Genomic DNA, 26,454 nt, shown 5'->3' on the forward strand with positions numbered 1-26,454 from the left:
AATCACTGCCGGCAGAAGACGCCAAACAACAATGCCGAGGAGACCTTTGCCGTGAACATTCAGCCGCTCGAGCAAGGCAACCTTTCCGCACGCGCCTATGTCGCCCTTCGTGAAGGGTTGATCGCTGGGCAGTTCCGGCCGGGGCAGCGCCTGGTGATGCAGGATCTCGCCGACCAGCTCGGCACCAGCGTCACCCCTGCCCGCGAAGCCTGTCTGCGGCTGGTCAGCGAGCGCGGACTCGAGCTGCGCTCGGGGCGTTTCGTCACCGTGCCGGCGCTGACGCTGGCGCGCTACATGGAGGTCCGCACCATAAGGCTGTCGCTGGAGGGCCTTGCCGCCGGACTTGCGGCACAGAACGCGACGAAGAATGATATCGACAAGCTGACCGCCATCCAGAAAGTGTTCGAGAAGGCGGACCGAGCCAGCGATCCGGAACTTTCATTCCGCTACAACCGCGACTTCCACTTCTCCGTCTATCGGCTCTCCGGCATGGAAATGCTGGTCGCCCACATCGAGAGCCTGTGGGTCTCGATGGGGCCGATGCTGACCGTCTTCTTCAAGGAAGGCGAGCACAAATATGTCGGCGCCGCCCAGCACGAGACGGTGATCGAGGGCTTGCGCGAGAAGAATTCGGAAAAGGCACGCGCCGCCATGGAGCAGGACCTCATCCTGGGCGGCGAGGATTTTCTGCGCTTCCTGCAGGGGCACGAAGGCTTCGTCGCGCCGTAACCCTTATCAGGCCAGCAACCGCGCGACCGCCGCCAGAGCCTCGTCCGTCACCGACAGCGCCTGATCGATATCGGCCTGCTGGTGGGCAACCGACAGGAACAGCGTGTGTGCCGGATGCAGGTAGACGCCACGGGCGAGCGCTTCCAGGCAGAACGTGTCGCCGAGCTTCCGATCCACATCGTTCTCGAACAAAAGCACCGGCATCTGCACCGGCCCGCTTTGCCGTAAGGGCACACCGTGCTTCCGCGCCTGCGCGTCTAGACCTTCGCGGAAACGCTGGCCCATGGCCTGCATATGCGCCACGGCATCGACCGCGCCGAGCTTCCGGATCGTAGCGATCGCCGCCGCCATCGACACGCCGGCGGTCCAGAAGGAGCCGGTGGTGAAAATGCGTGTCGCTCCTTCGCGGAACCGATCGTTGCCGGTGACAGCGGCCAGCGCATGGCCGTTGGCGATCGCCTTGCTCCAGGCGGCCATGTCGGGCCGCACGCCAACCGGTTCCCAGCTGCCGCCCATGTCGAGGCGGAAGCCGGCGCGCACATCGTCGACGATCAGCGCGGCATCGGCATCATCGGCGAGCGCACGTGCCTTTCGCGCGAACGCCACGGTCGGCAATTCATGCGGCTTGCCAAGGTCATGCTTGAAGGCCGAGACCAGGATCGCGGCGAGATCGCCCCTGCACAGCTCTGCCGCGGCCTCCAGGCTCTCGACGTTGTTGTAATCGTAATGGACAAGATGCGTACGGTCCTCCTCGGTAACGCCTGCAACCGATGGCGAACACCACGGAATGGCGCCGTGATAGGCACCGCGCGCGACCAGGATCTTGCGGCGCCCGGTGCCCGCGCGCGCGATCGTCAGGCAGGCTGTCGTGGCGTCGGTTCCGTTCTTGGAGAACATCGCCCAATCGGCATGCGGAACGGTCTCGACCATCAGTTCCGCCAATTCGACAAGCCGCTCGCTCGGCCCGTTCATCGCATCGCCAAGCGCCCGCTGCCTGTCGGCCGCCGCCTCGACGTCGGCGTCGCCATAGCCCAGGATCATCGGCCCCCAGCCGCAGAGGAAATCGATGTATTCGCGCCCGTCCGCGTCCCAGGTACGGCATCCTTGCGCGCGGGAGAAATATTGCGGATAGCCGGCCGGCAAGCGCGGTGCATTCTGATGCCCCCACATGCCGCCGGGGATGACGCGCTTTGCGCGGGCACGCAAGGCGCCGTCGATGCTCTTCGAATGTTGGTCCATGGAAGGGTGCCCCCGTCTGGCGCCGTGCCGCCCGACTCGCCAAGACTTGTTTGCAGCATTCGATATATCATGTATCATCCGTGTACAATAGCTCGGGGACGCGGAGAAAATGCAGCCCATCATCGGCATCGTTGCCGACGATCTCACCGGCGGCATGGAGACAGCCGCGATGCTGGTGGCGCTCGGCGTCGACTGCGGATTCGTGACCAGGCCTGCTTTGGTCCAGCATTTCGCCAACTCGCCCGCTGTGGTCGTCGCGCAAAAGACCCGCGTCGTTCCGGCCGCCGAGGCCGTGAGGAAATCGGAAGATGCCGCGCAGCGGCTGCTCGACATCGGCGCGAGACGGCTGTTCTTCAAATATTGCGCCACCTTCGATTCTACCGATGATGGCAATATCGGTCCGGTGGCCGACAGTCTGCTTGCCTTGACGCGGGCCACCCACACCGGCTTCTGCCCGAGTTCCGGCGATCTCGCGCGCAGCGTCTTCCAAGGCCATCTGTTCGTCGGCGCGCAGCTCGTTTCGGAATCGCCCAAACGGTTCGATCCGCTGACCCCGATGACCGACCCCAATCTCGTTCGCGTGCTGCAGCGGCAGTCGAAACTCGCCGTCGGGCTGTTGCCGCACAATGTCGTCCGGGCCGAGCCTTCCACCCGGCGCGCCTATGTCGACCAACTGGCCGCCCAAGGCATCCGGCACGTCGTCATGGACGCAATCTATGCGGAAGATCTTGCCGCGGTCGCGGCGCTCACCGTCGATTGGCCGCTGATGACCGGCAATGCGCCGGTCATGCGTCACTATCCCGCGCTCTGGCGCGAGCGCGGCTGGCTGGACCACGCGCCGCCGAAGCGACCGCTGCCGGCGGTGGAAAGCCCAGGCGTCGTGCTGGCGGGCAGTTGCGCGGAACGAACGCTGGAGCAGCTCGCTGTGTTCGAGCAGGCAAGGCCGGTGCATCGCATCGACATCGCTTCCGTCGGAAGCGTCGATGCGGCGGTCGAGAAGGCGCTCGCCTGGGCGGGCACACATCTCGACGACGGCCCGATCGCGCTCGCCACCTCCGCTGGCCCGGAGCAGGTCGGCGCTGCGCAGGCAAGACATGGGCGCGAAGGCGCCGCGGCCTTCGCCGAGGCTATTCTTGGCAGGCTCTCCGTGGAACTGCGCAAGCGCGGCGTCCGGCGCTTCCTCGTCGCGGGCGGCGAGACGTCCGGATCGGTGGTCGAGCAGCTTGGAATAGATCGCTTGAGGATCGGCGCCTACCAGGGTCCCGGCATTGCGCGCGCGACGACGGAAGAAGGCGAGATCGTCGCGCTCAGCCTCAAATCCGGAAAGCTCGGGCCACCGGACATGTTTTTGCCGACGCTGGAATCCATGCGGCATCCGGAGCACTGATGATCAACGAAAACAATCTGCCCAACGCCATTGTCGAGGCGGTCAGCCGTCTGCAGGACAAGGGCTTCAATCACGGCAACAGCGGTAACGTGAGCCGCCGGATATCAGGCGGCATGCTGATCACGCCGACAGGGGCGAACAGCAGCAATCTCACGCCAGAGCGGCTGGTCCATGTCGATCCCCACGGCGCCGTCATGAGCGAAGGCATCCCGTCCAGCGAATGGCACATGCATGCCGCGATCCTCGATGCATACCCCACCGCCAACGCGGTGATCCATACCCATGCCGATGCCTGCGTGGCGCTGGCATGCCTGCGCAAGCCGCTGCCGTCGTTCCACTACATGGTCGCGGCCTTTGGCGGCACCGATGTGCGCTGCGCCCGCTACGCCACCTTTGGCACGAACGATCTTGGGACGTCGGCGGTCGAGGCGCTCAAGGATCGCACCGCCTGTCTGCTCGCCAATCACGGCATGATCGCCATTGGAAAGACGCTGGAAGCCGCTTTCCAGACCACGGTGAAACTGGAGACGCTGGCGCGTCAGTATCTGATGGCGTTGCAGGTCGGCGAGCCAGCCCTGCTTCCCGAAGCGGAAATGGAGCGGGTCGGAAAGCGATACGGCAATTATGGGACGGGTTTGTTGCCCGGCTAGCAAGCAAGGAGACACCCTTCTTATGAATCGGATTTTTCGAATGACCTCGGGCCCGCGATATGGACAGACCCGGCAGCGTGTGATCTTGAGAACCATTGGCCAGATGCGAAAAGCGAGTCCGCTGACGAATGCAGAACCTGCCTGAGATCCAGGCGACGAGCCTGTCTTCGCAGATTTACCTGCGTCTTCGCCAGGAGTTGATGTCGGCGCGGCTCCATCCCGGCGACCGGCTGAAGATCCGCGACCTGGCCCAGCAGCTCGGCACCAGCGAGACACCGGTGCGCGAGGCTATCTTCCAACTCGTCAAGGACGGCGCGCTGGAGATGAAGCCGGGTTACTATATCCGCGTGCGGCGGATCAGCCTCAAGGAATATCTGGAGCTGCGCGACATCCGGCTGGTGCTCGAACCCTATGCCGCCGCCAAGGCGATGCCGCATATCCATGAGCCGTTCCTGAAAACCCTCGAAGATATCCATCACAAGCTGATCGAGGCTGAGCGCACCAAGGATTACGCGGCCGCGCTTCAGTACAATTACGACTTCCATTTCGCCGTCCATCGCAAATCGGAAATGCCGCATCTCATCGAGATGATCGAGAGGCTGTGGATCCAGGCCGGCCCGTTGCTCAGCCTGCTCTATCCGCATGGCCACCCGACCTATGAAGGCCAGCACCAGCATGTCAACGTGATCGCTGCCTTGCGCGCCAAGGACGAGGCGGCGCTCCGCCGCGCCTTCGAACAGGACCTGATCGAGGGCGGCCGCAAATTCATCGAGCATCTCGCCGGTATCGAGAGCAAGGAAAACGCCGAAGGCGAGCCCTCGCGGCGGTCGCCGCGTTAGGCGGCACTCTCAAGAAAACCCCAAAACCTCCGGATGGGCCGTGAGGACCGAGCCTTTCCGCCGTGCCTCAGCGCTTGCGTCAATCCTCGATTTCATCGCTCGCCACGCGGCGCGGAAACGTCATCATGCGCGCTTGCGGCCTTCATCATATATGATATATTCTATTTCCAGAAGTCAAAAATAAGGGGAGAACAATGAAGCTTCGCAATGGGATTTTGGGAATGGCGCTCGGCCTTTTGATGGGCGGCGTCTCCTACTCGGCATTCGCCGACGACGCGTCCACCTTCGTCTATGCCGATGCCGGCGAGCCGAGCACCATCGACCCGGCCAAGGCCAACGTGAACTGGGAGCTCACGGTCACCCGCAATATCTACGATCGCCTGGTCGACTTCGACCTCTCCGATCCGTCTAAATTGCTGCCGGCGCTGGCGACGGAATGGCAGCAGGACGGCAAGGTCTGGACCTTCAAGCTGCGCGACGGCGTCACCTTCCACGACGGCACCGCCTTTGACGCCAACGACGTCAAGGCGACGCTCGACCGGTTGCTGAAGATCGGCCAGGGGCAGTCCTACCTGGTCGACGACATCGCCAGCGTCACCGTGGTCGACCCCAAGACCGTCAAGATCGAGACCAAGGCGCCGACCGTCTTCCTCGCGTCCAACCTCAGCCGCATCGAAATGCTGTCCGACGAGGACATCGCCAAGCACAAGGACGACCTCGGCCAGGCCTGGTTCAACGAGAACGCCAACGGCACCGGCCCCTACGAATTCGTGTCCTGGACGCGCGGCACCCAGATCGAGCTGAAGCGCAACGACAAATGGTGGGGCAAGTTCCCGGAAAAGCCCTTCGACCGCGTGCTCGACCGTTTCGTCACCGACGGCGCCAACCGCGCCCGCGGCCTCGAAGGCGGCGAGTTCGACCTCGCCAATTTCGTGCCGCTCGACGAGGCGCTGCGCATCGGCACCAGCAGCGGCTTCCATCTGGTCGAAGGCAACAATCTATGGGCGTGGCCGGCTATCTATCTCAACATGGATCTGGCGCCGACCAACAACAAGGATTTCCGCGAAGCGCTGGTCAAGGCCTTCGACTACAACGCCATGGTGCAGTCTTTCCAGGGCAAGGCCGAAGTCGGCCGAGGCCCGGTGCCCTCCTGGTTCCCCGGCAGCCCGGAAAAGGAGGAGGCCCAGATCAAGACCGATCTCGACGGCGCCAAGGCAGCGCTTGCCAAATCGGGTCTCGCCAACGCCAAGATGAAATGCTCGGTCCCCGCCGGCTTCCCGGAATTCCGCTTCGCCGCGACCGTTCTCCAATCCTCGGCCCAGCAGCTTGGCGTCACCGTCGAGATCGAGGAGCAGCCCTTCGTCGAGGCGATCACCGCCATCAAATCCGACAAGAGCAACTGCTTCGTGCTCGGCAACGCCAATCTCAGTCCCTCCGACGCGACCAAGTTCTTCGCGGCGCATTATCTCAAGGGCGGGTTCTACAATTCTGGCAAATTCTTCGACCAGACGCTACAGGACCTCGTGGCGAAGCTGCCGACCATCGCCGACCCGACCGAACGCGGCAAGCTGCTCAAGCAGGCGGCCGATATAGTGGTGGACTCCCACTACATCATCTGGACCGCGCGGCCGAAGACCGTGGTGCCCGAACCTGACCGGATCGGCGGCTACCGCATCGACCCGGCCGAGTACATCAACGCCCGCTTCTGGGAAATGTACAGCAAGTAACAGCGGGGTGAGCATGCGGACAGCACGGTTGTGATCGCCTTCCTGTTCAAGCGTCTGGTCTGGGGTCTTGTCGTCCTCATCGCCGTCGCGGTCATAACCTTCTTCCTCAGTCGTGTCGTCCCGGCCGACCCGGCCGCCTTCCTGGCCGGCCAGAACGCCTCCGAGGAGACCGTGCAGCGCATCCGCGTCGAGCACGGTCTAGACCGTCCGCTGCCGGAACAATTCGCCACCTATATGATCGGCCTCGCCAAGGGCGACCTGGGCGAGTCGATCCGCACCCGGCGCAGCGTCAGCACCGACCTGAAGCAGTACCTGCCGGCGACGCTGGAGCTCCTGATCGTCAGCTTCGTCCTCTATATGGCGATCAGCTTCTCGCTGGCGGTGCTGGCGGCCCGCCGCCCCGGCGGCGCGGTGGACGGCGCGATCCGCCTCACTACCATGATCGGCACCGGCATCCCGGTGTTCTGGCTCGGCATGACGCTGCAGTTCTTCTTCTTCTACAAATTGCACTGGCTGCCGCTCGGCGCGCGCTTCCCGATCCGCGAGACGGCGCCGCCGGTGGTCAGCGGCTTCCTGCTCATCGATTCCCTGCTGGCCGGCAGCCTCTCGGCCTTTCTCGCCAGCCTGAAACACCTGGCGCTTCCCGCCGCGACCATCGTCGTCAACCTGCTTGCGGTCGGCACGCGGCTGTCGCGCGCCGCCCTCATCCAGGAACAAAGCCGGCTCTATGTGCGCACGGCGCGCGGCAAGGGCCTGTCGCCCAACCGGATCCTGTTCAAGCACATTTTGCGCAATGCGCTGTCGCCGATCCTGACGGCGACCACCATGCAGTTCGGCTACATGATCAGTTGGGTAATCCTGGTCGAGGTCATCTTCGACTGGCCCGGCATCGGCCTTTACGCTTACCAGTCGTTCCAGGTCTTCGACTATTCGCCGGTGATTGCGCTGGCGATCGTCTCGACGGCCGGCTTCGTGATCATCAACCTGGTGATGGATCTGCTCTATCCGGTGATCGATCCGCGCGTGCAGAGTGTCGGTTCATGAGTATTTCCAACCAGCCCGCGCGCCGGACCATCGCGAGGCCGAAAGGCGTGCTGCTGCCGCTCGCGCTGCTGGTGCTGGTGATCCTGGCGGCCTTCACGCTTATGCCCGGCCTGATCGCGCCGCACGACCCGATCGCGCTCGCCATGGCCGACCGGCTGAAGCCGCCGAGCCTCACGCACATCTTCGGCACGGACGAGGGTGGCCGCGATATCTTCTCGCGCATCGTCTACGGCACCCGCTATTCGCTCGGCGTGGCAATCGCCATCGTCTTTGCCTCCGCGCTGTTCGGCGTGATCTATGGCGCCATCTCCGGCATGGCGCGCCAGGGCATCGATAATTTGATGATGCGCATCGTCGACCTGTTCTTCGGCTTCCCGGCGCTGGTGCTGGCGCTCGCCGTCGCCGCCTCGATCGGACGCGGCCTCGACAGCGTGGCGCTGTCGCTCGCCATCATCTGGTGGCCGGGTTATGCGCGGCTGGTGCGCGGCGAGGTGCTGCGCCTGCGCGAGCGGCCGCATGTCGAGGCCGCCCGCGCGCTCGGTGTGTCGGAGATGACCATCCTGCGCCGCCACATCATCCCCTTCGTGGTCCAGGAGGTGAATGTGCGCGTCACCACCGACATCGGCTACGCGCTGGTCGCCGTCACCGCCCTTTCCTTCCTCGGTCTCGGCGCCAATTCGCCGACGCCGGAATGGGGTTTGCTGATCCGCGACTCGCGTCCCTATTTCGGCTCGGCCTGGTGGTATCTGGTCTTTCCCGGCACCATGATCATGCTGACCGCCACCGCCTTCTCGCTGATCGGCGACGCGCTCGCGTCGAAGCGGGCCGCATGATCCTCTCGGTCCGCGACTTCGCAATCGGTTTCCAGCGCGAGGGCCAGAACCTCGTCGCGGTCGACGGCATTTCCTTCGACGTCGCCGAGGGCGAGACCTTCGTCATCATCGGCGAGTCCGGCTCGGGCAAGTCGCTGACCGGCATGTCGATCGCCGGATTGCAGCCGCCCACCGCCTTCGTCTCCGGCTCGATCCGCTTCAAGGACCGCGAAATGCTGAAGCGGCCCGACGCCGAATTGCGCAAGCTGCGCGGCCCGGAGATCGGCCTGATCTATCAGGATCCGCTGAGCTCGCTGAATCCGGTCTGGCCGGTCGGCGACCAGATTGCGGAGACCCTCGTCGCGCACGGCCTTGCCGGCCGCGCCGAGGCAAAGAAGCGCGCCGTGGAAATGCTGGAGCGCGTTCGCATTCCCGACCCAGGCCGCGTCGCCTCCGCCTATCCGCATGAGATCAGCGGCGGCATGCGGCAGCGCGCCATGATCGCGATGGCGCTGGCAGCCGGCCCGAGCCTGCTGATCGCCGACGAGCCGACGACGGCGCTCGACGTCACCATCAAGGCCCAGATGCTTGAGCTGCTTGCCGAACTGAAGCGCGAGCTGGCGCTGACGATCATCCTGATCACCCACGACATGGGCGTCGTCGCCGAAGTGGCCGACCGGATCCTCGTGCTCTATGCCGGCCGCATCGCCGAGGTCGGGCCAGCCGATTCCATCATGCTGCAGCCCTCGCATCCTTATACGGCGGCGCTGATGACCAGCGCCATGATCTCGCAGACGCCGGCAAAGCAGGAGCTCAACGCCATCGTCGGCGGCGCGCCGGGGCTGGGCGCCTTCCCGTCCAGCTGCCGCTTCCATTCGCGCTGTCCGCGCGCGCAGGAGGATTGCCGCAGCATCGAGCCGCCGCGTCGGCAATTCGGCGCCGTCGAGCTTGCCTGCCACCATCCGATCGAGGCAGCCAAGCCTCTTGAAATCGCGAAGAGCTGACCATGGCGCTTCTCGAACTCGATGCCGTCTCGAAAACCTTCTCGCAGCGCCGCGGCGGCCGCGCCGTGCAGGCGGTTGCCGGTGTCTCGCTGGCCGTCGGGAAGGGCGAGACGCTGGGGCTGGTCGGCGAGAGCGGATGCGGCAAGTCCACTCTTGCCCGGCTGGCGCTCAAGCTGGTCGACGTGACCGATGGGCGCGTCCGCTTCGACGGCGTCGACGTGACCGGTTTCGGCAGCCGGCCCATGCTGCCGATCCGCCGTCGCCTGCAGGCCGTGTTCCAGGACCCGCTCGCCTCGCTCAACGCGCGCATGACCATCGCCGAAATCATGCGCGAGCCGTTCGACACGCATGGCGTCAAGCTGGGCGGCGGGCTTGAGCCACGCATCAGCGAGCTTCTCTCCTTCGTCGGATTGGAGAACATCGATATCCAAAAGCTGCCCGGCCAGTTTTCCGGCGGCCAGTTGCAGCGCATCGCCATTGCAAGGGCGCTGGCGCTCGAACCGGAAATCATCGTCGCCGACGAGCCGACTTCCGCGCTCGACCCATCGATCCAAGCGCAGATCGTGAACCTGATGCTGCACATCCAGCGCAAGCGCGGCATCTCCTACCTGATCATCTCGCATGATCTCGATATCATCGGCCATGTCGCCGACCGCATCGCGGTGATGTATCTCGGCACCATCATCGAGCAAGGAACGGCCGACGAGATCATGCAGCGGCCGCTGCATCCTTACACGCAGGCGCTGCTGTCGGCCGCGCCGACGCTTGCCGCGCGCCGTCAGGTCGGCTGGAAGCGCATCATGCTCACCGGCGATCCGCCCAATCCTGCCGACGTGCCATCCGGTTGCCGGTTTCACCCGCGCTGCCATCTGGCGCGCGACATTTGCCGGACAAACGTACCGCCGCTGCGCGGCATGCCCGGCACCGGCCAGATGGTGGCCTGCCACCTTGCGCCCGAAGAAACGGCCCGGGCAGGCGCCGAGGTGGGACACGCCAGGCGCGGGCTGGCCGTCGCCAGCTAGAAGCACATCGAAAGAGGGAGGCGTTATGAAACGGTCGAAGGAAATCCACGTGACGGGCCTGGGCTTTCCGGAGGGACCGGTGGCGCTTCCGGATGGGTCGATCGCCTTCGTCGACCTGCTCCACGCCAAGGTCCGCGCCTTCAAGGACGGTGCCGTGCGCGAACTGGCCACGCTTCCCGGCGCGCCGAACGGCATGCGGCTCGGCCCCGACGGCGCGCTCTATATCTGCAACAATGGCGGCCTTGCGCCTGAGTCGCTTGAGAAGCTGCATTATGCCGAGCCGATGATTTCCGGTTGCATCCAGCGCCTGCAACTCGACGGCCGCTGGGAAACCTTCGCCGACCAACTCCCCGGAGCGAAGCCTTCGCGGCCAAACGATTTGATCTTCACGCCGGAAGGCGGGATCGTGTTCACCGATCCGCAGAACTGGGAGGTTCTGGGCGCCGACGACGCGGCCTACCATGGCGGGCAGCTGCTTGCGGCGGGACAGGATCGAACGGTCCGTGCGCTGGCCAAGATGACCGGCTTCCCGAACGGGCTTGTCTTCCATCCCGACGGTTCGTTGATCGTCGGCATCACGATAGAGCATCGTCTGCTGCGCTTCGACTGGAATGACGGCAGCGTCGGCGCGATAACCGAATGGGTTCGTTTCGACGACCGCTTCAATCCGGATGGCATGGTCTTCCATCAAGGCCTGCTCTACGTCACCGGCAGCACCGGCGACCGGGTCGCGATCCTCGACACCGCCGGCCGACTGGTCGAGATGATCGATTGCGGCGAGGGCAGCGACCCGACCAATTGCTGCGTCCATGACGGCAGGCTCTGGGTGACGCTCGGCCTGCCCGGCCAGCTCGTCTCGTATACGCTTCAACCGACCTTCCCTGCTGATGATCTGAGTGAGCCAGCCAATGTCCCGTGAAGACGATTTCGTTCCGCCCGAACTCGGCCCCGTCAACATCCGCCCGCGCAAAGCCTGGGCCATGTCCGCCGACGAGCATTGGCACTCCAACCCCTGGTATGAAGCGCCGCGCGGCGACCCTGCCCTGCCCGAGGTCTATACCTACACGGACACGATATCCTATGACCCGGGCGACGAGGTGGTCTTCCATTCCTCGACCACCGCGCCGCATTGGACGCTGGAGATCTACCGCGACGGCTATCGGCCGGAAACCATCCACAAGGTCGAGGACATCGCCGGCGTCTTCGCGCCGACGCCGGCGGATGCATATCGTTCCGGCTGCGGCTGGCCCGTCAGCCACCGCTGGCGGCTGCCGGCCGATCTGCGCTCGGGCTTCTACCGGGTCGTCTCGACCTGCGCCCGCGCCAATGGCGGTAAGTTCGTCCAGCACCATTTCTTCGTCGTGCGTCCGACAGCGGCGACGCGCCGCGCGAAGATCCTGATGATCCTGCCGACCGGCACCTGGACCGCCTACAATGATTTCGGCGGCGCCAATCACTATTTTGGCGTTGTCGGTGCGGGCAAGGACCAGCCCTCGCCCGTGCTTTCGCTCGAGCGCCCGTGGACCCGCGGCGTCGTCTGGCTGCCGCCCGGGGCGCCGCGCATCTGCGCCGACCCGCTGCCGGAGTTCGGCGACGCGCCGCGCTACCCGATGAAGGAATGGGCCTATGCCAACGGCTTCGGCCAATATTACGCCGCCGCCGGCTGGGCGCAGTTCGACCGCCACTTCGTGCTGTGGGCGGAGAAGGAAGGCTACGAGCTCGACATGATCACGCAAACCGACCTGCACTACAGGCCGGAGCTGCTCGACGCCTATCCGTGCGTGACCATTGTCGGCCATGACGAATACTGGACCCGCGAGATGCGGCTGGCGGTCGAAGCCTATGTCGAACGCGGCGGCAGGCTTGCGCGCTTCGGCGCCAACTTCCTCTGGCAGATCCGCCTGGAGGACGACGGCAAGCGCCAGATCTGCCACAAGTTCAACGCCATCAACAACGACCCGGTCGCCGGCACCGATAAGGCGCATCTGCTGTCGACCGCATGGGAAGACAAGGACGTTGCCTGGCCGGGCGCCTCGACGGTCGGCGTCAACGGATTGCATGGGCTCTACGCGTCCTGGGGCGGCTTCGCGCCGCACGGCCAGAAGGGCTTCACCGTCTACCGTCCCGAGCATTGGGTGTTTGCCCGCACCGGGCTTCACTATGCCGATATCTTCGGCGACAAGGAGCGTATCTTCGCCTACGAGGTCGACGGCCTCGATTACACATTCAGGCATGGCCTTCCCTATCCTGTCCCGGTCGACGGTCAGCCGGAAACGATCCAAATCCTCGCCATGGCACCGGCGGTGCTCGCCGAGGACGAGCCGGATGGCGAAGGCTTCCGCTACTATGTCCGCAGCAGCGACCATGAGGGCCTGGTGAAATGCGTCACCGGAGAGGTGACGCCAGAAGGGCTCGCCCGCTACAAATACGGCGCCGGCATGATGGTGCACATGACGCGCGGCAAGGGCGAAGTGCTGACCGCCGCGACCTGCGAGTGGGTGATGGGCCTCAAGCGCGGCGACCGCTTCACCGAGCAGATCACCCGCAACGTGCTCGACCGTTTCACCAATGCATGAAATTGCGTGGCGGGCTGTCGTTTTGATCGGCGGCAAGCAGAGCTGGCGCCAGCTCTGCTTGCCGGTTTGTCCTGGCCATCGCACTCCGGAAGGTACGGACACTTAAAACATTTCGGTAACGGACCGACGACCCGGACCAAGACCTGAAAGCGCCTTGGCACTCGAGCAAAAGCGCCCTGCCGGCAAGCCGGCCGGGTTGCGGGGGCGTGACGGCTGGCCGGATCACCAAATTCGCCCCGGACGGCCGGATCGCCGGGATATTCTCGCTGCCGACGCGGCGCCGACCATGCCTTGCTTCGGCAGCAGCGACCTGAAGGCACTCTTCATCACATCGCTCCGCACGGACCGCCCGAACGATGCTCTCCGCGAAGGCGGACGTCGCCGGAATTCCGATGGGCGTTTTCGGCTGAGAGGATGCGCAGAACGGTCAGCTTTCAGGCCGCGACACCGCCCAGGTAGGCGCTGACGACGGCGTCATTGTTCGCAAGATCGCTTCCCCGCCCTTCAAGCACTACACGTCCCCCCTTTAGAACGTAGCCGTAGTCCGCGAACTTCAATGCGACTTTGCTGTTCTGCTCCACCAGGAGGATCGTCACGCCCTCACGATTGAGGCGCTGCACGATGTTCATGACTTCCTTGATCAGCTGTGGCGCCAGCCCCATTGAAGGCTCGTCGAGCAGCAGCATCTGTGGGGCCGCCATGAGAGCTCTTCCGATCGCCAGCATCTGCTGCTCCCCGCCGGACAGGTTCCTTGCGTCGCCATTGTGCCTTCGCGCCAGGATCGGGAAGAGTTCGAACACATGATCCAGCCGCCGTCGCCGCTCCGCATCGTCGGTCAGCGTGAACGAACCCAGGTCGAGATTCTCCCGGATCGTCATGTCGCCGAAAATGCGCCGTCCCTCGGGAACGTGAACAAGACCTCGGTGGGGCAACCGGTGGGCCGGGACCCTGGTTATGTCCTCACCCAGGAACCGGACGTTTCCCGAGGACGCAGCAATGAGACCGGACAGCGTTCGCAATGTCGTGCTTTTGCCTGCGCCGTTCGCGCCGAGCAATGCCACGATCTGGCCGCGCCTTATCGAGAGGCTGACGCCATGAAGCGCCTCGATGCTGCCGTAGCGCGTGACGATCCGGTCGGCCGCAAGGACAATATCCGTGTCCATCAATCCTCCGTGCCGAGATAGGCTTCGATGACTTTCGGATCGGCGCGCACGGCATCCGGCGCGCCATCGGCGATCTTCTGGCCATAGTCGAAGACAACGATCTTTTCCGACACCTGCATGACAAGGCCCATATCGTGCTCGATCAAAAGCACGGTGACGCCGGTCTCGTCGCGAATGCGGCGGATCAAATGCACAAGATCGAGCTTCTCGCGCTCGTTCAGCCCGGCAGCAGGCTCATCGAGCAGGATGATCTCGGGCGCCGAGGCCAAGGCCCGTGCAAGTTCAAGCCGTCGCTGATCACCGTAGGAGAGGCTGCCGGCCAGACGATGCGCATGTTCAGCGATGCCGACGAACTCGAGCCAGCGCATTCCCGCCGCGCGTATCATATTCTCCTCCCGCCGTTGCGACGGCAGGTGCAGGATTGCCGAGACGATGCCGTGGCGGCTGCGGCAATGCTGGCCGGACATGGCATTTTCCAGAACCGACATTTCCTTGAACAAGCGGATGTTCTGGAAAGTGCGGGCAAGGCCGAGCGCTGTGATGCGGTGCGGCGGCAAGCCCGTGATCGGCCGGCCGCCCAGCCGGATCGAGCCACCCTTTGGCTTATAGAAGCCGGTCAGGCAATTGAAGAGGGACGTCTTGCCCGCGCCATTCGGCCCGATGAGGCTGTTGATGGCGCCCTTCTCCACCGAGAACGAAATATCCTGCAGGACCTTCAGCCCTCCGAAGCTGAGGCGCAGATCGCGGACTTCCAGCAAGGCCATGGTCAACCCCGCTTGTCCGGCCACAGGCCGTTCGGCCTGAAGAGCATGATTGCCAGCAGCGCCACAGCCGTGACCAGCGGACGATAGGTGCCAGCTCCGCGCAGCACCTCCGGCAGCAGGGCCACCAGAATCGCACCCAGGACGACACCGGGAATGCGGCCCATGCCGCCCAGGACGACGCCTAAAAGGATCAGAAGCGACTGGTTGAAGGTAAAGCTTTCCGGCGAAATCGCGGTCATCTTCGCGGCGTAGAGACACCCGGCCACCGACGCGATCACGGCCCCCATCATATAGGCCTGCAGCTTGGCCGACACGCGATTGATGCCGATCCCCGCGGCGGCGTCCTCGTCATAACGGACATAGAACCAGGCACGCCCCATGCGCGACCGCTCGACGCTCAGGCAGGCGAAAACGGCAAGCAGCGCGAGCGTCAGGAACGCATAGTAGAAGTGCTGCACCTGCATCAGCTTGAAGCCCAGTATCTCCGGCCGCTCGATACCGACGAGGCCGCTGGCGCCGCCGGTGATATCGAGGTTGCGGGCAATGATGCGCACGATCTCGCCGAAGCCCAGGGTCACGATCGCCAGATAGTCGCTGCGCAGCCTCAAGGTCGGCGCGCCGATGATGACACCGGCCAGACAGGCAGCCACCATGGCGACGGGAATCGTGAGCCAGAAGTTGAAGCCGAATTCCGAGGTCAGGATGCCGGTCGTGTAGGCGCCGACGGCAAAGAAGGCCGCGTAGCCAAGGTCAAGCAGGCCCGCATAGCCGACGACGATGTTGAGACCGAGGCACAACACGACATAGAGCAACGCCGTGGTTGCCACCTCCGTTACATAGGCATTGGCGAAGTGCGGCAGCACCAGCGCACAGCCAAGCGCGGCGAGACCCGGCAGCAAATGCGAGCGCCGCACCAATGGCGGTTGCGCGGCGGCTGGCAAGGTCCTGGCTCCGTCGCTCATCACACCCGCTCCACAACCGAGCGCCCGAGCAGGCCCGTCGGCTTGAAGACCAGGAACAGGATCAACGCACCGAACACGAAGACGTCGCGCCATTCCGATCCGACGAAGGGCAAGGATGACCCGTAGGCCTCGAGAAGGCCGAGCAGCAGGCCGCCAAGCATGGCGCCCGGCACACTGCCGATGCCGCCGATGACGGCAGCGGTGAACGCTTTGAGCCCCATGATGAAGCCCATGAAGAAATGGACGCTGCCATAGTAGGCGCCCGCCATGACGCCGCCGCCGGCCGCGAGTGCCGACCCCATGAAGAAGGTCAGCGCGATCACCCGATCGACATCGATGCCCATCAGGCGGCTGGCCCCCATGTCGATCGACACGGCGCGCATCGCCTTGCCGTACATGGTGCGCGAGACAAAGGCCTGCATCCCAGCCATCAGCAGGATCGAGGCGGCGACAAGCACGATCTGTGTGTAGGTGATATGCACAGCCGAAACGTCCAGGCCCGCAAAACCGAGGTCGGTGCTGAATGCGAAATGCCGCCCGCCGGTCAGCGCAAGCGCGGTGCCATTCAGCACCATCGAGGCCCCGAGCGCGGTGATCAGGATCGACAGGCGCGGTGCGTTGCGCATCGGCCGGTAGGCGAAGCGCTCGATGACGACGCCGAGCAACCCTACGGCCAGCATCGAAACCAGCAAGGCGCAGACGACGCCCGCCCAGCCATTGCCGACCCACACGCCGACGAAGGAAAACACGATGAGGCCAACGAAGGCGCCGCTCATGTAGATATCGCCATGGGCGAAATTCAGGAGCTTGATGACGCCGAAGACCATGCTGTAGCCGAGCGCGATCAGGGCGTAGAACGAGCCGACAATCAGGCCGTTCACCAGTTGCTGAATGACTAGGTCGAGCGTCATTGATGCTCCGGTGCAGAGATTGAAAAAGTCGAGCCTTGGCGAAGCATCGATAGCCCGCCACATAGCCGCAAAAACAGGAATGATGCCGAGGCTGGCAAAAAAGGCCTCGGCATCAGCATGTTTCGTCGCTTACTCGGCGGCGACCCACTTGCCGCCCTTGGCGACGACCGGGCGGAAGTTCGACGTCTGCAGCGTGTTCTTGTCGGTGAACTTGATTTCGCCGGCCAGACCCTTGAAGTCGCTTGCTTTCAGCGCCTCGATGATTGCCTTCTGGTCGGCAGATTTTGCCCGTGCGATGGCGTCTACGATCAGGTCGCCGACGTCATGCGAAAGGGCCGCGTAGGCGCCGGCGTCGCGGCCATAGGTCTCCTTGTACTTGGCCCTGAAATCGGCAGCGCCGGAGAGGAGATCGACGGTTGGCGGGGACAGCAGAAACACGCCCTCGCCGGCCGAGCCGGCGATCTCCAGATATTCCGGCGAATTGTTGCCGTCGCCGAGAACGATGCCGCCCTGGAAGCCTGCCTGCCGAAGCTGCTTGGTGAGAAGCGCGCCGCCGGCATGATAGGCGGTCCAGAAGACGGCATCCGCGCCGCTTGATTTAACCTTGGTGACGACCGCCGAATAGTCCTGCTCGCCGGCGGTGGTGGTTTCCTTGGCGGCGATCTCGCCGCCCGCGTTCTTGAAGGCTTCGGCGGTGAGCTTTGCCAGGTCGGAGGAATAGGCATCGCCTTCGTCTATGACGGCGATCTTCTTGTAGCCGTTCTTCTTGAAGAGCTCGACGGCGGTGGTCGCCTGCATGTCGCCGGTCGAGTTGGCGAGGAAGGCATTGCCCTGATTGGCGGCGACCAGCTTGGTCGAATTCGCGCCGATGATGACGAACGGAACGCCGGCATCGCCGTAGATCTTCAACGTCGGCAACACGGCGCCGGAGCAGTAGCCGCCGACGATTGCCGTCACGCCTTCCGATATCAGTTTGCTGCCGGCGGTGACCGCCTGCTGCGGATCGCAGGCGTCGTCGGCGGTGGTTGTGGTGATCTTGTCGCCATTGACGCCGCCCTTGGCATTGGCGGCATCGATCGCCATCTTCACCGCGTTTTCCATGTCCTGTCCTTCGCTGGCCAACTGGCCGGTCATCGGCGCGACGATGCCGATCTTGACGTCGGCAGCGGCGGCAACTGCGGTCATGGCCAGCCCGGCAAGGGCGGTGGCGCAGGCAAGCCTCTTGAAGGAAACAACCATCATTCTCTCCATTTTCCCCTGTTGGCGCATCCGGATCATGGCCCGTAATGCATTCTGCTTGATTGTCGCCGAGCCGCCCTGGGCGGACCGGCCAGGTTGCGCTCCTACTTCAGAGGCGGAGCTGCAATGTTTGCAATCGCTAGCCGGCCTGCGCTCGAGGCCCTGGCGTCAAGCTCTGCAACTCAATGGCTGCTGGCCGGAGCCTGGGCATAGGCACCCTGGTAACGGTTCTCCTTGATGCTCTGCATGATGTCGGCTTCGCGCGCTTCCTGCGCCTTGACGGCTGCCAGCAAGGCCGTGGCGCCCTCGAGCGGAAACGCCACGACGCCGTCCTCGTCGCCCACGACGATGTCGCCGGAACCGACGACCATTCCGCCCACCGAGACCGGAACATTGATCGCCCCGGGACCGTCCTTGTAAGGGCCGAGGTGGATGGCCGATCGCGCGAAGCAGGGAAATGGATTGCGGCCGATGGCGCCGGCATCGCGGATGGCTCCGTCGATGACGATGCCGGCGGCGCCGCGTGAGGCAGCGAGGCTTGTCATGATCTCGCCGACGAGTGCCCGCCCTTCGTAACCGCCGCCATCGACGACAATGACATCGCCCGGCTGCACCAGGTCGAGCGCGCGATGGATGAACTGGTTATCGCCGGGGCGCGTCTTCACTGTCAGCGCCCGTCCCACCATAATGCCGCTGATCTTGTGGAACGGTCGCAACCCGACGGCGCCGGGCACCCGGGCAAGATTGTCGCTGATCAACGGCGTGGCAAAGACGCGGAACGCATCGACCAGTTCACCTTCCCGCTGCCCGCTCGCCATTTTCATCTCTCCAATTTATGAATATATTATCCAATCATCATTTGAAGAGCAAAGTCAACCGGCTTACTTGAAGCTGTTCGAAAAAGCCGATTTCCCTGTAATCCCGCGCTGCGAGCCGCTTTCGACCTGCCACACCGGGCTTGCCATAAGCTCGCGCTTGGCGATAGATTGGATAACATATCCTCATTGGCATCAAAAAAGGGAATCGGCTGTGAAGCATGCGGGCAAAGTCGTGATCATCACCGGGGCGGCGCAAGGCCTGGGCCTCGCCTGCGCCGAGCGCTTTCATGCCGACGGCGCCAAGGTCGTGCTCGTGGATGTGAAAGCCGACAGCGGTCGCGAGCATGCGCAACGTCTCGGCGAGCGCGCCGTCTGGCTCGAAGCGGATCTTTCCGCATGCACGGCGGACATGGCCGCCGGCATCATCGCCGAGGCCACCGACGCCTTTGGCGGCGTCGACGTCTTGATCAACAATGCCGGTGTGATCCACCTCGATGATTTCGTCGACTTCCCCGAGGAAGCCTTCGATTGGGTTCAGCGCGTCAATCTCAAGGCGCCGTTCCTCCTCGGTCAGGCCGCGGCACGAGCCATGATCGCTCAGAGGCGCGGCGGCTCGATCATCAACATGTCGTCGATCAATGCCATCCTGGCCATTCCCAATTCCGTCGCCTACGCGGTATCAAAGGGCGGCATCAAGCAGCTGACGGCCGTGATGGCGGTCGGGCTCATCCCGCACAACATCCGCGTCAACGCCATCGGACCGGGAACGATCCTGACCGACATGGTCAGGAGCTCGGTCATGGCCAGCGAGGCGCAGCGGCAGACCATCCTGTCGCGAACGCCGAGCGGGCGCTGCGGCGAGCCGTCGGAGGTCGCCAGCGTCGCTTCCTTCCTGGCCAGCGACGATGCCTCCTACATCGTGGGCCAGACTATTTATCCAGATGGCGGTCGCCTGATCCTGAACTACACCGTGCCGGTGAAGGACTGACGCTCATGACCATTGGGCCAGCGCCGCGCATCAGCCTTGCGGGATCAGGCGCGCTGCTTCTCGATGGCGCGCAGGCAAGGTTCGACGACGCCACTCAAGAGTTGGTTTGGGCTGTGGCGGAAGCTGCACGAGCCCTCGACGGCGTGCGCGAGACGGTCCCCGGCATGAACAACCTGCTGGTGCTGTTCGACCCGCTCGTCACGGATGCATCGAGTGTCGGCGAACAACTGCAATCACTTTGGGCCGGCACCCATCCACAAGCGGCCGCCGGCAGCTTGCGCAGGATTCCCGTGCATTACGGCGGCTCGCGCGGCGAAGACCTCGCTGGCTGGGCCGCGCATTGCGCATTGTCGCTGGAAGAGACAGTCAATCGTCACGCGGCCGCGACCTATTCCGTAGCCGCTATCGGGGCCATGCCGGGCTTTCCTTACTTGTCCGGTCTCGACCCGCGGCTCGACTGGCCACGGCGCAAAAACCCTCGCCTGAAAGTGGCCGAAGGCGCCGTCATCATCGGCGGCGCGCAGGCAGGCATCATGCCGATGACCGCGCCGTCGGGGTGGCACATTATCGGCCACACCGACGTGAGGCTCTTCGATATTCAGGCGCAATCGCCGGTGCTGCTGAGGCCTGGAGACAAGGTCCAATTCGAGATTGCGGGCATAGAGCAATGATCGAAATCCTGTCCACCGGTCTTCCGAACACTGTCCAGGACCTCGGCCGCCCAGGCTATCTGGCGCTCGGGATCAGCCATGGCGGCGCCATGGACAGCCAGGCGCTGGCGATCGCCAATTTCATGCTGGGCAATGACCGATCGGCCGCGGGGCTGGAGATTGCACTCTATCCCTTCCGGCTCAAGGCACATGTCGACACCGCGTTGGCCATCACGGGAGCCGACTGCCCGATCCGTATCGATGATCGGCGGTATCCGCCCTGGTGGGCAACCACTATCCGCGCGGGCCAGACGCTTCTGGTGGAAGCGCCTCGCGCAGGCGCGCGTTCTTATATCGCCTTCGCCGGCGGGCTCGACCTGCCATCCGTCATGGGCTCGCGTGCGACGGATGTGAAAGGCGGTTTCGGCGGGCTTGCCGGGCGCGGCCTTGCGCGCGGCGACCAGCTCCTGCTCAACAGCGCGGTGTGTCCGCTTCCCCCAGCAAGCGTTGGCGTGGCGCTGGAGGAGCGGCAAATCACTGGCAACGCTATCGACTCTGCGATCGAACTGAGGGTGCTTCCCGCCGCCGAGTTCGACGCTTTCACGGCGCAGGCGCAGGCGGCCTTCACCAGCAGTGAATGGAAGATCACCAGCGACGCCAACCGCATGGGCTATCGCTTGTCCGGAGAAACGCTCTCGCTCATCTCGCCCCTGGAATTGCTCTCGCATGGCATCGTGCCAGGCACCATTCAGGTGCCGCCGTCCGGCCAGCCGATCATCCAGCTTGCCGATGCCAACACCTGCGGCGGCTACCCGAAGATCGCAACCGTGATCGAAGCTGATCTGTGGCGGCTCGCGCAAGCGGCGGTCGGCGCGCGCTTGCGTTTTGTGCCAGTCTCGATCGAAGCGGCGACCCAAGCACTGCGTATTGCCAGGCAGCAGCTTGACGCGCTTGCGGGCGCGCGAAACATCAGGCCCGGCTGCCCTCGACCGGCGTGACGGCCGGTTGCGACCAGAAAGGCCGCAACGACAGCGATTTTCGCTTCAAACCCATAGCGCCGAGCGAAACATGTCCATGGATATCCACCCCTTCACGATCCGGATCGCCAAGGCCGAAATCGACGACCTGACGCGACGCATCGCAAGCTGGCGCGAGCCGGACCAACTGGAGGGTATCGGCTGGACCCAGGGAACCGAGCGTGAGGAGTTGCGGCGACTGCTCGAGCACTGGCGCTCGGGCTTCGACTGGCGCAGACAGGAAGACGCCTGGAACAAGCTTCCTCACTATCAGACGGAAATCGGCGGCCAGACCATTCATTTCATCCATGTTCGCGCCGCAGTTCCAACCGCCAGAGCGATCATTCTCACTCATGGCTGGCCGGGCAGCTTTTGCGAGTTCATCAGGATTTTGCCGCTCCTGTCCGATCCGCTTGCCAATGGCGGGAGGGAGCAGGACGCATTTAACGTCGTGATCCCTTCGATCCCCGGATACGGCTTTTCGAGCCGCCCGACCAAGGCCGGCCTCAACCTGTTTGCCGTCGCCGATCTCTGGGCGGAACTGATGAGCCGCCTGGGTTATGAGCGCTATCTGGCGCAGGGCGGTGACCTCGGCGCCAGCGTGTCGACGATCCTGGCCCACGCCCATCCCAGCAATCTCGCCGGCGTGCATCTGAATTTCATTCCCGGCTCGTACTCGCCCTCGCATGACCCTGGTCCCGGCGGCGACCTCACTGCCGAAGAACGCATCTTCCTGGGCGAGAAAGCCCGGTGGACGGATCTTCACGGCGCCTACAGCCACATTCAGGGAACGCGCCCCCAGACCCTTGCCTACGGGCTCACCGATTCGCCCGTGGGACTGGCGGCATGGATGATCGAAAAGTTCCGCGACTGGAGCGACTGCGACGGCAATCTGGACAATGCCGCATTTTCTCGCGACGAAGTCCTCGCCAACATCTCGCTCTACTGGTTCACGCGAACCGTTGCCTCCTCCATGCGTCTCTATTGGGAGACTCGCGCTCGGCCGTTGTCATTCCCGCATGGCGCGGAGATCGAGGTTCCACTCGCGGTAGCGCTGTTTCCAAAGGAATTGCCGATGCCGCCAAGAAGCTGGGTCGAACGGGTTTTTTGTAATGTGCGCCGGTGGACAACAATGCCATGCGGCGGGCATTTTGCAGCCTTCGAGCAACCCGGCCTGCTCGCGCAGGATCTGAGAGCCTTCGCGAGCGAGCTTCAATTTTCCTGACCTGTGGGCGCATGCTCCGCAGGCAAATCCCGAAGGCCAGAATGAGCAGCACAACAGCCCTCACCATCGAAGCCCTGCATGAGCGCGTCGAGGCGATTTTCAGCAAGGCCGGACTTAATCCTGCCCAGGCCGGCGCCATCACGCGCGCCATCGTCGCCGGGGAGCGCGACGCCTGCAAGTCGCACGGCATCTATCGCATCGAAGGCGCGTTGCGCACCGTCAAGGCCGGAAAGGCCGAACCGAGCGCGGAGCCTGAATTGCTGCCGCCGGACGCGCCGGCGATCGTGAAAGTGGACGCGAGAGGCGGCTTCGCCAATCCCGCCTTCGAGCTGGGCCTGCCGGTACTGGTCGAGCGGGCGCGCGCAACCGGCATCGCGGCGCTGGCGATCAACAACGCGGTTCATTTTTCGGCCCTCTGGGTCGAGGTCGAGGCACTGGCCGGAGCCGGTCTTGCCGGCTTCGCCATGTGTCCAAGCTACGCGACGGTCGCGCCGACGGGAGGCTCAAGACCCCTGCTTGGCACCAATCCCTTCGCCTTCGGCTGGCCGCGCCAGGGGCATCCGCCTTATGTCTTCGACTTTGCGACTTCAGTCGCGGCGCGCGGCGAAATCGAGCTCCATCGTCGTGCCGGGAAACAATTGCCGGAAGGCTGGGCGATCGATTCGGACGGCAGGCCGACGACCGACCCCGAAGCGGCGCTTGCCGGCGCGATGCTTTCCTTCGGCGGGCATAAGGGCTCGGCCATCGGCACCATGATCGAGCTGCTCGCCGGTGCCATGCTCGGCGACCTGACGAGCCGCGAGGCCCTCGATCTGCTTGGCACGACGACGCTCTATCCGAAGCATGGCGAACTGGTCATCGCCCTGTCGCCGGAAGCTTTCGCCGCTGGCCGCCCCGGAAGTCCTTTCTCCCGGGCAGAAGCGTTGTTCGAGGCGATCCTCGGCCAGGGCGCGCGCCTGCCTTCGCAGAGGCGGTTCCTCGCCCGTGAGAAGTCGAAACGGGACGGCATCAGCCTCACGCCCCAGGAGGTGGAGCAGCTCGACTGCTTCCTCGAACGGGGACTCGACGCCGTCTGAAACGCCCGGCGCGGGCGCTGTGAGCCGTGAGCCCGGACGCAGCCTACCCTCAGGGCGTTGCAGCGAAGGCCTTGATCCTTACACCGCTCTGTTCCAGCCCCGCCCGCACGCGGGCGGCGATGGCAACCGCCGCCGGGGTATCGCTATGGACGCAGATCGAGTCGATCGGTGTTTTCAGCGCCTGCCCGGAAATCGTCTCAATGGCGCCCTGCCTGACCATGCGCACGACTCGCTCCGCTGCCTTCCGCGCATCGTGGATGACGGCGCCCTCCAGCTTGCGCGAGACAAGAAACCCTTCCTGCGTATAGGCGCGATCGGCGAAGATCTCCGACTTCACGGTCAGGCCCGCCTCGCGCGCGATCCTGTCCTGGAAGCCGAGCGCGATCGCCAGGCAGATCAGGGTGGGATCGACGGCCTTGACGGCGCGCGTGACGGCTTCGGCGACCGCGCGATCGGTCTGGGTCAGATTGCCCAGCGCGCCATGCGCCTTCACATAACGGATCGGGTGACCGGCATAGACCGAAAGCGCCTGCGCCGCGCCGATCTGGTATGCGACCAGCCTTTCGATCTCGTCCGCCGAATGCGGAATGGTGCGCCGTCCGAACCCCCACAGATCGGCGAAGCTTGGATGCGCGCCGACGGCAACGCCCTTCGCCCGCGCCATGGAAAAGGTGGCCGCCATGATCTCCGGATCGCCGGCGTGGAAACCGCAGGCGACATTGGCCGAGCTCACGATATCGAGGATCGCCGCGTCGTCGCCCAGCCTGTAAGCGCCAAAGCCTTCGCCCATGTCCGAATTGATATCGACTTCAAGTCCGCTGCCCGTCATGGCGACTTCCTCAGAATTCATGTCACAGCAACTCGTAGAGCGGTGTGCCGTAGCCGACGACCGCGCCGTCCTCGGCCAAGCCAACCCCCAGCTTGCCGTCCGCCGGCGAAACCACGGCCTTGAGGCATGCGCCGATCTGCAGGACACCGACGGTCTCGCCCTTCCGGACCGTCTGGCCGCGTTCGATGACCGGATGGCCGGTCGTCGGATGAACGAGACGGAACACTCCAACGCCCGGCGCGCGAACAGTCGTCGCGATCGCCTCGGCCTTCGGCGCCTCGCTCGCCGCCGCGCGGGACCCGGGACCGGCTGACTGGATACGCAGACAAAGTGAAAAGCCGGCCTCCGCCAGTTCGATCTCACTGACACGCGCGGCCGCACACCATGCGGCAAGTCTCTCGATCTCGTCGACCGTCATCGCTGCGTTCGTCCGTCGAGCAGGCCGCCCTCGATCAAGCGTTCCAGGTGGTGGATGTCGAAACCTCCGGCCGCAAAACCTGGCTCCTCCATCAATATGCCGTGCAGCGGCGCGTTGGTGCCGATGCCGACCGCCTCCATCTCGGCCAGCGCCCCCTTCATCCTGCGGATCGCTTCGGCTCGCGTCGCGCCATGCGCGAGCAGCTTGGCCACCAGGGAATCGTAGTGGGACGGCACGGTGTAACCGGAGTAGAGATGCGACTCGACCCGTATCCCCGGGCCGCCCGGCGGCGTCCAGCGCTCGACCCGTCCCGGATGCGGCCGGAAGCTGTAAGGGTCCTCGGCGTTGATGCGGCATTCGACGGCGTGGCCCTGGATGCGTATGTCTTCCTGCTTGAAGGACAGACGCTCGCCCTGGGCGATCCGGATCTGCTCGCGAACGATGTCGACGCCGGTGATGAGTTCGGTCACCGGGTGCTCCACCTGCACGCGGGTGTTCATCTCGATGAAATAAAAGCGCCCGTCCTCGTAGAGGAACTCGAACGTGCCCGCCCCGGTATAGTCGATCTCAAGGCAGGCGCGGGCGCAAAGATCGCCGATCCCCGCGATCGCCTCGCGAGCGATGCCGGGCGCCGGCGCTTCCTCGATGATCTTCTGGTGGCGGCGCTGCATGGAACAGTCCCGCTCGCCAAGCCATACAGCCGCGCCATGCCGGTCGGCCAGAATCTGGATCTCGACATGGCGCGGATGGTCGAGGAATTTTTCCAGATAGACCTGCGGGTTGCCGAAGGCTCGTCCGGCTTCCTCTCGCGCCAGCGCCACGGCTTCCATCAACGCGCCTTGCTCGCGCACGATGCGCATGCCGCGCCCGCCGCCACCACCGGCCGCCTTGACGATGACCGGATAACCTATGGTTTCGGCGATCACCCGCACCACTTGCTCGTCCTGTGGCAACGCGCCTTCCGAGCCCGGAACGCAGGGCACGCCGGCATCGATCATCGCCCGCTTGGCCGCCACCTTGTCGCCCATGGTGCCGATCGCGGCCGCGGACGGCCCGATGAAGACAAGACCGGCATTCTCAATTGCCTCGGCGAAGGCCGCATTTTCCGACAGAAACCCGTAGCCGGGATGGACCGCGCCCGCGCCGGTGAGTTGCGCGGCTGTGATGATCTCCGCGATATTGAGATAACTGTCGGCCGAAGCTGCCGGCCCGATGCAGATCGCCTTGTCAGCCAGCGCCACGTGGCGAAGGCTCGCATCGGCCTCCGAATAGGCCGCTACCGTCTTCAGTCCGAGATCGCGGCAGGCGCGCAGGATGCGCAGCGCGATTTCACCCCGGTTGGCGATAAGGACGGTATCGAACATGG

The 26,454-nt window shown here is 64.4% G+C and carries 26 protein-coding genes; 16 read left to right on the top strand and 10 right to left on the bottom strand.

Annotated elements, in window-relative coordinates:
• Positions 1-51: 51 nt before the first annotated feature.
• On the top strand, positions 52-729 hold the full coding sequence (locus tag FJW10_RS09435; protein ID WP_140899879.1) for a GntR family transcriptional regulator: 678 nt from the start codon (positions 52-54) through the stop codon (positions 727-729).
• Between the two features lie 6 nt (positions 730-735).
• On the opposite strand, the gene FJW10_RS09440 is transcribed toward FJW10_RS09435, so the two are convergent.
• Positions 736-1,968: an aminotransferase class III-fold pyridoxal phosphate-dependent enzyme gene (locus FJW10_RS09440; protein ID WP_181177472.1), complete on the bottom strand. Its 1,233-nt coding sequence runs from the start codon at positions 1,966-1,968 to the stop codon at positions 736-738.
• A 109-nt stretch (positions 1,969-2,077) separates the two neighbouring features.
• Between FJW10_RS09440 and otnK the strand changes: the two genes are divergently transcribed.
• The 10 genes from otnK (at position 2,078) to FJW10_RS09490 (ending at position 13,029) form a co-directional block, all read left to right on the top strand.
• Positions 2,078-3,355 (top strand): 3-oxo-tetronate kinase, encoded by a 1,278-nt coding sequence (otnK, locus tag FJW10_RS09445; RefSeq protein WP_140899880.1) that lies wholly within the window; start codon positions 2,078-2,080, stop codon positions 3,353-3,355.
• Entirely contained in the window at positions 3,355-4,005 is a 651-nt protein-coding gene (locus tag FJW10_RS09450) for a class II aldolase/adducin family protein (protein ID WP_140899881.1), read from the top strand. The genes otnK and FJW10_RS09450 overlap by 1 nt, the downstream gene beginning before the upstream one ends.
• Before the next feature lie 128 nt (positions 4,006-4,133).
• Positions 4,134-4,844, top strand: coding sequence for a GntR family transcriptional regulator (locus FJW10_RS09455; RefSeq protein ID WP_140899882.1), 711 nt, complete (start codon positions 4,134-4,136; stop codon positions 4,842-4,844).
• A 221-nt stretch (positions 4,845-5,065) separates the two neighbouring features.
• A complete protein-coding gene (locus FJW10_RS09460) occupies positions 5,066-6,571 on the top strand; it encodes an ABC transporter substrate-binding protein (RefSeq protein WP_246674192.1) in 1,506 nt (501 codons plus the stop codon).
• A 30-nt stretch (positions 6,572-6,601) separates the two neighbouring features.
• Positions 6,602-7,615: an ABC transporter permease gene (locus FJW10_RS09465; RefSeq protein WP_140899884.1), complete on the top strand. Its 1,014-nt coding sequence runs from the start codon at positions 6,602-6,604 to the stop codon at positions 7,613-7,615.
• Between the two features lie 101 nt (positions 7,616-7,716).
• Entirely contained in the window at positions 7,717-8,448 is a 732-nt protein-coding gene (locus FJW10_RS09470) for an ABC transporter permease (protein WP_246674193.1), read from the top strand.
• Positions 8,445-9,431: an ABC transporter ATP-binding protein gene (locus tag FJW10_RS09475; protein ID WP_140899885.1), complete on the top strand. Its 987-nt coding sequence runs from the start codon at positions 8,445-8,447 to the stop codon at positions 9,429-9,431. Before FJW10_RS09470 ends, FJW10_RS09475 begins: the two co-directional genes overlap by 4 nt.
• 2 nt (positions 9,432-9,433) lie before the next feature.
• On the top strand, positions 9,434-10,453 hold the full coding sequence (locus tag FJW10_RS09480) for an ABC transporter ATP-binding protein (RefSeq protein WP_246674176.1): 1,020 nt from the start codon (positions 9,434-9,436) through the stop codon (positions 10,451-10,453).
• Between the two features lie 25 nt (positions 10,454-10,478).
• The gene (locus tag FJW10_RS09485; RefSeq protein WP_140899886.1) at positions 10,479-11,372 is read left to right on the top strand and encodes an SMP-30/gluconolactonase/LRE family protein; all 894 of its coding nucleotides are present in this window, start codon (positions 10,479-10,481) and stop codon (positions 11,370-11,372) included.
• Positions 11,362-13,029, top strand: coding sequence for a N,N-dimethylformamidase beta subunit family domain-containing protein (locus FJW10_RS09490; protein ID WP_140899887.1), 1,668 nt, complete (start codon positions 11,362-11,364; stop codon positions 13,027-13,029). Before FJW10_RS09485 ends, FJW10_RS09490 begins: the two co-directional genes overlap by 11 nt.
• Positions 13,030-13,463: 434 nt before the next feature.
• Here the strand turns inward: FJW10_RS09490 and FJW10_RS09495 are convergent, their stop codons facing one another.
• The 6 genes from FJW10_RS09495 to FJW10_RS09520 all read right to left on the bottom strand — a co-directional run bounded on the left by FJW10_RS09495 (position 13,464) and on the right by FJW10_RS09520 (position 18,886).
• Positions 13,464-14,192: an ABC transporter ATP-binding protein gene (locus FJW10_RS09495; protein ID WP_140899888.1), complete on the bottom strand. Its 729-nt coding sequence runs from the start codon at positions 14,190-14,192 to the stop codon at positions 13,464-13,466.
• Positions 14,192-14,956, bottom strand: a complete 765-nt coding sequence (locus FJW10_RS09500) for an ABC transporter ATP-binding protein (RefSeq protein ID WP_140899889.1) — start codon at positions 14,954-14,956, stop codon at positions 14,192-14,194. The genes FJW10_RS09495 and FJW10_RS09500 overlap by 1 nt, the downstream gene beginning before the upstream one ends.
• 2 nt (positions 14,957-14,958) lie before the next feature.
• The gene (locus tag FJW10_RS09505) at positions 14,959-15,918 is read right to left on the bottom strand and encodes a branched-chain amino acid ABC transporter permease (RefSeq protein ID WP_246674177.1); all 960 of its coding nucleotides are present in this window, start codon (positions 15,916-15,918) and stop codon (positions 14,959-14,961) included.
• Entirely contained in the window at positions 15,918-16,829 is a 912-nt protein-coding gene (locus FJW10_RS09510; protein WP_140707867.1) for a branched-chain amino acid ABC transporter permease, read from the bottom strand. Before FJW10_RS09510 ends, FJW10_RS09505 begins: the two co-directional genes overlap by 1 nt.
• Positions 16,830-16,958: 129 nt before the next feature.
• Complete coding sequence (locus FJW10_RS09515; protein ID WP_246674179.1) at positions 16,959-18,071, bottom strand: branched-chain amino acid ABC transporter substrate-binding protein; 1,113 nt, start codon at positions 18,069-18,071, stop codon at positions 16,959-16,961.
• A gap of 179 nt (positions 18,072-18,250) precedes the next feature.
• Positions 18,251-18,886 (bottom strand): RraA family protein, encoded by a 636-nt coding sequence (locus FJW10_RS09520; RefSeq protein ID WP_140899891.1) that lies wholly within the window; start codon positions 18,884-18,886, stop codon positions 18,251-18,253.
• Between the two features lie 211 nt (positions 18,887-19,097).
• On the opposite strand from FJW10_RS09520, the gene FJW10_RS09525 reads away from it, so the two are divergent.
• The 5 genes from FJW10_RS09525 to FJW10_RS09545 all read left to right on the top strand — a co-directional run bounded on the left by FJW10_RS09525 (position 19,098) and on the right by FJW10_RS09545 (position 23,841).
• Positions 19,098-19,874 (top strand): SDR family oxidoreductase, encoded by a 777-nt coding sequence (locus FJW10_RS09525; RefSeq protein ID WP_181177473.1) that lies wholly within the window; start codon positions 19,098-19,100, stop codon positions 19,872-19,874.
• Between the two features lie 5 nt (positions 19,875-19,879).
• Positions 19,880-20,545 carry a 5-oxoprolinase subunit PxpB gene (pxpB, locus tag FJW10_RS09530; protein ID WP_140899892.1) on the top strand — a complete coding sequence of 222 codons (666 nt, stop codon included), beginning with the start codon at positions 19,880-19,882 and terminating at the stop codon, positions 20,543-20,545.
• Complete coding sequence (locus FJW10_RS09535; RefSeq protein ID WP_140899893.1) at positions 20,542-21,522, top strand: biotin-dependent carboxyltransferase family protein; 981 nt, start codon at positions 20,542-20,544, stop codon at positions 21,520-21,522. Before pxpB ends, FJW10_RS09535 begins: the two co-directional genes overlap by 4 nt.
• 70 nt (positions 21,523-21,592) lie before the next feature.
• Positions 21,593-22,765, top strand: a complete 1,173-nt coding sequence (locus FJW10_RS09540; RefSeq protein WP_246674180.1) for an epoxide hydrolase family protein — start codon at positions 21,593-21,595, stop codon at positions 22,763-22,765.
• 41 nt (positions 22,766-22,806) lie between these two features.
• Positions 22,807-23,841 (top strand): Ldh family oxidoreductase, encoded by a 1,035-nt coding sequence (locus FJW10_RS09545; RefSeq protein ID WP_140899894.1) that lies wholly within the window; start codon positions 22,807-22,809, stop codon positions 23,839-23,841.
• Positions 23,842-23,890: 49 nt separating this feature from the next.
• On the opposite strand, the gene FJW10_RS09550 is transcribed toward FJW10_RS09545, so the two are convergent.
• The 3 genes from FJW10_RS09550 to accC are packed head-to-tail and all read right to left on the bottom strand — an operon-like array spanning position 23,891 to position 26,452.
• The gene (locus FJW10_RS09550; RefSeq protein WP_140900017.1) at positions 23,891-24,670 is read right to left on the bottom strand and encodes a 5-oxoprolinase subunit PxpA; all 780 of its coding nucleotides are present in this window, start codon (positions 24,668-24,670) and stop codon (positions 23,891-23,893) included.
• A 22-nt stretch (positions 24,671-24,692) separates the two neighbouring features.
• Positions 24,693-25,088, bottom strand: coding sequence for a biotin attachment protein (locus FJW10_RS09555; RefSeq protein WP_140899895.1), 396 nt, complete (start codon positions 25,086-25,088; stop codon positions 24,693-24,695).
• A complete protein-coding gene (accC, locus tag FJW10_RS09560) occupies positions 25,085-26,452 on the bottom strand; it encodes an acetyl-CoA carboxylase biotin carboxylase subunit (RefSeq protein WP_140899896.1) in 1,368 nt (455 codons plus the stop codon). Before accC ends, FJW10_RS09555 begins: the two co-directional genes overlap by 4 nt.
• Between the last annotated feature and the right edge of the window lie 2 nt (positions 26,453-26,454).

Source organism: Mesorhizobium sp. B4-1-1 (genome assembly GCF_006439375.1).
In the GTDB taxonomy this organism is placed as follows: domain Bacteria; phylum Pseudomonadota; class Alphaproteobacteria; order Rhizobiales; family Rhizobiaceae; genus Mesorhizobium.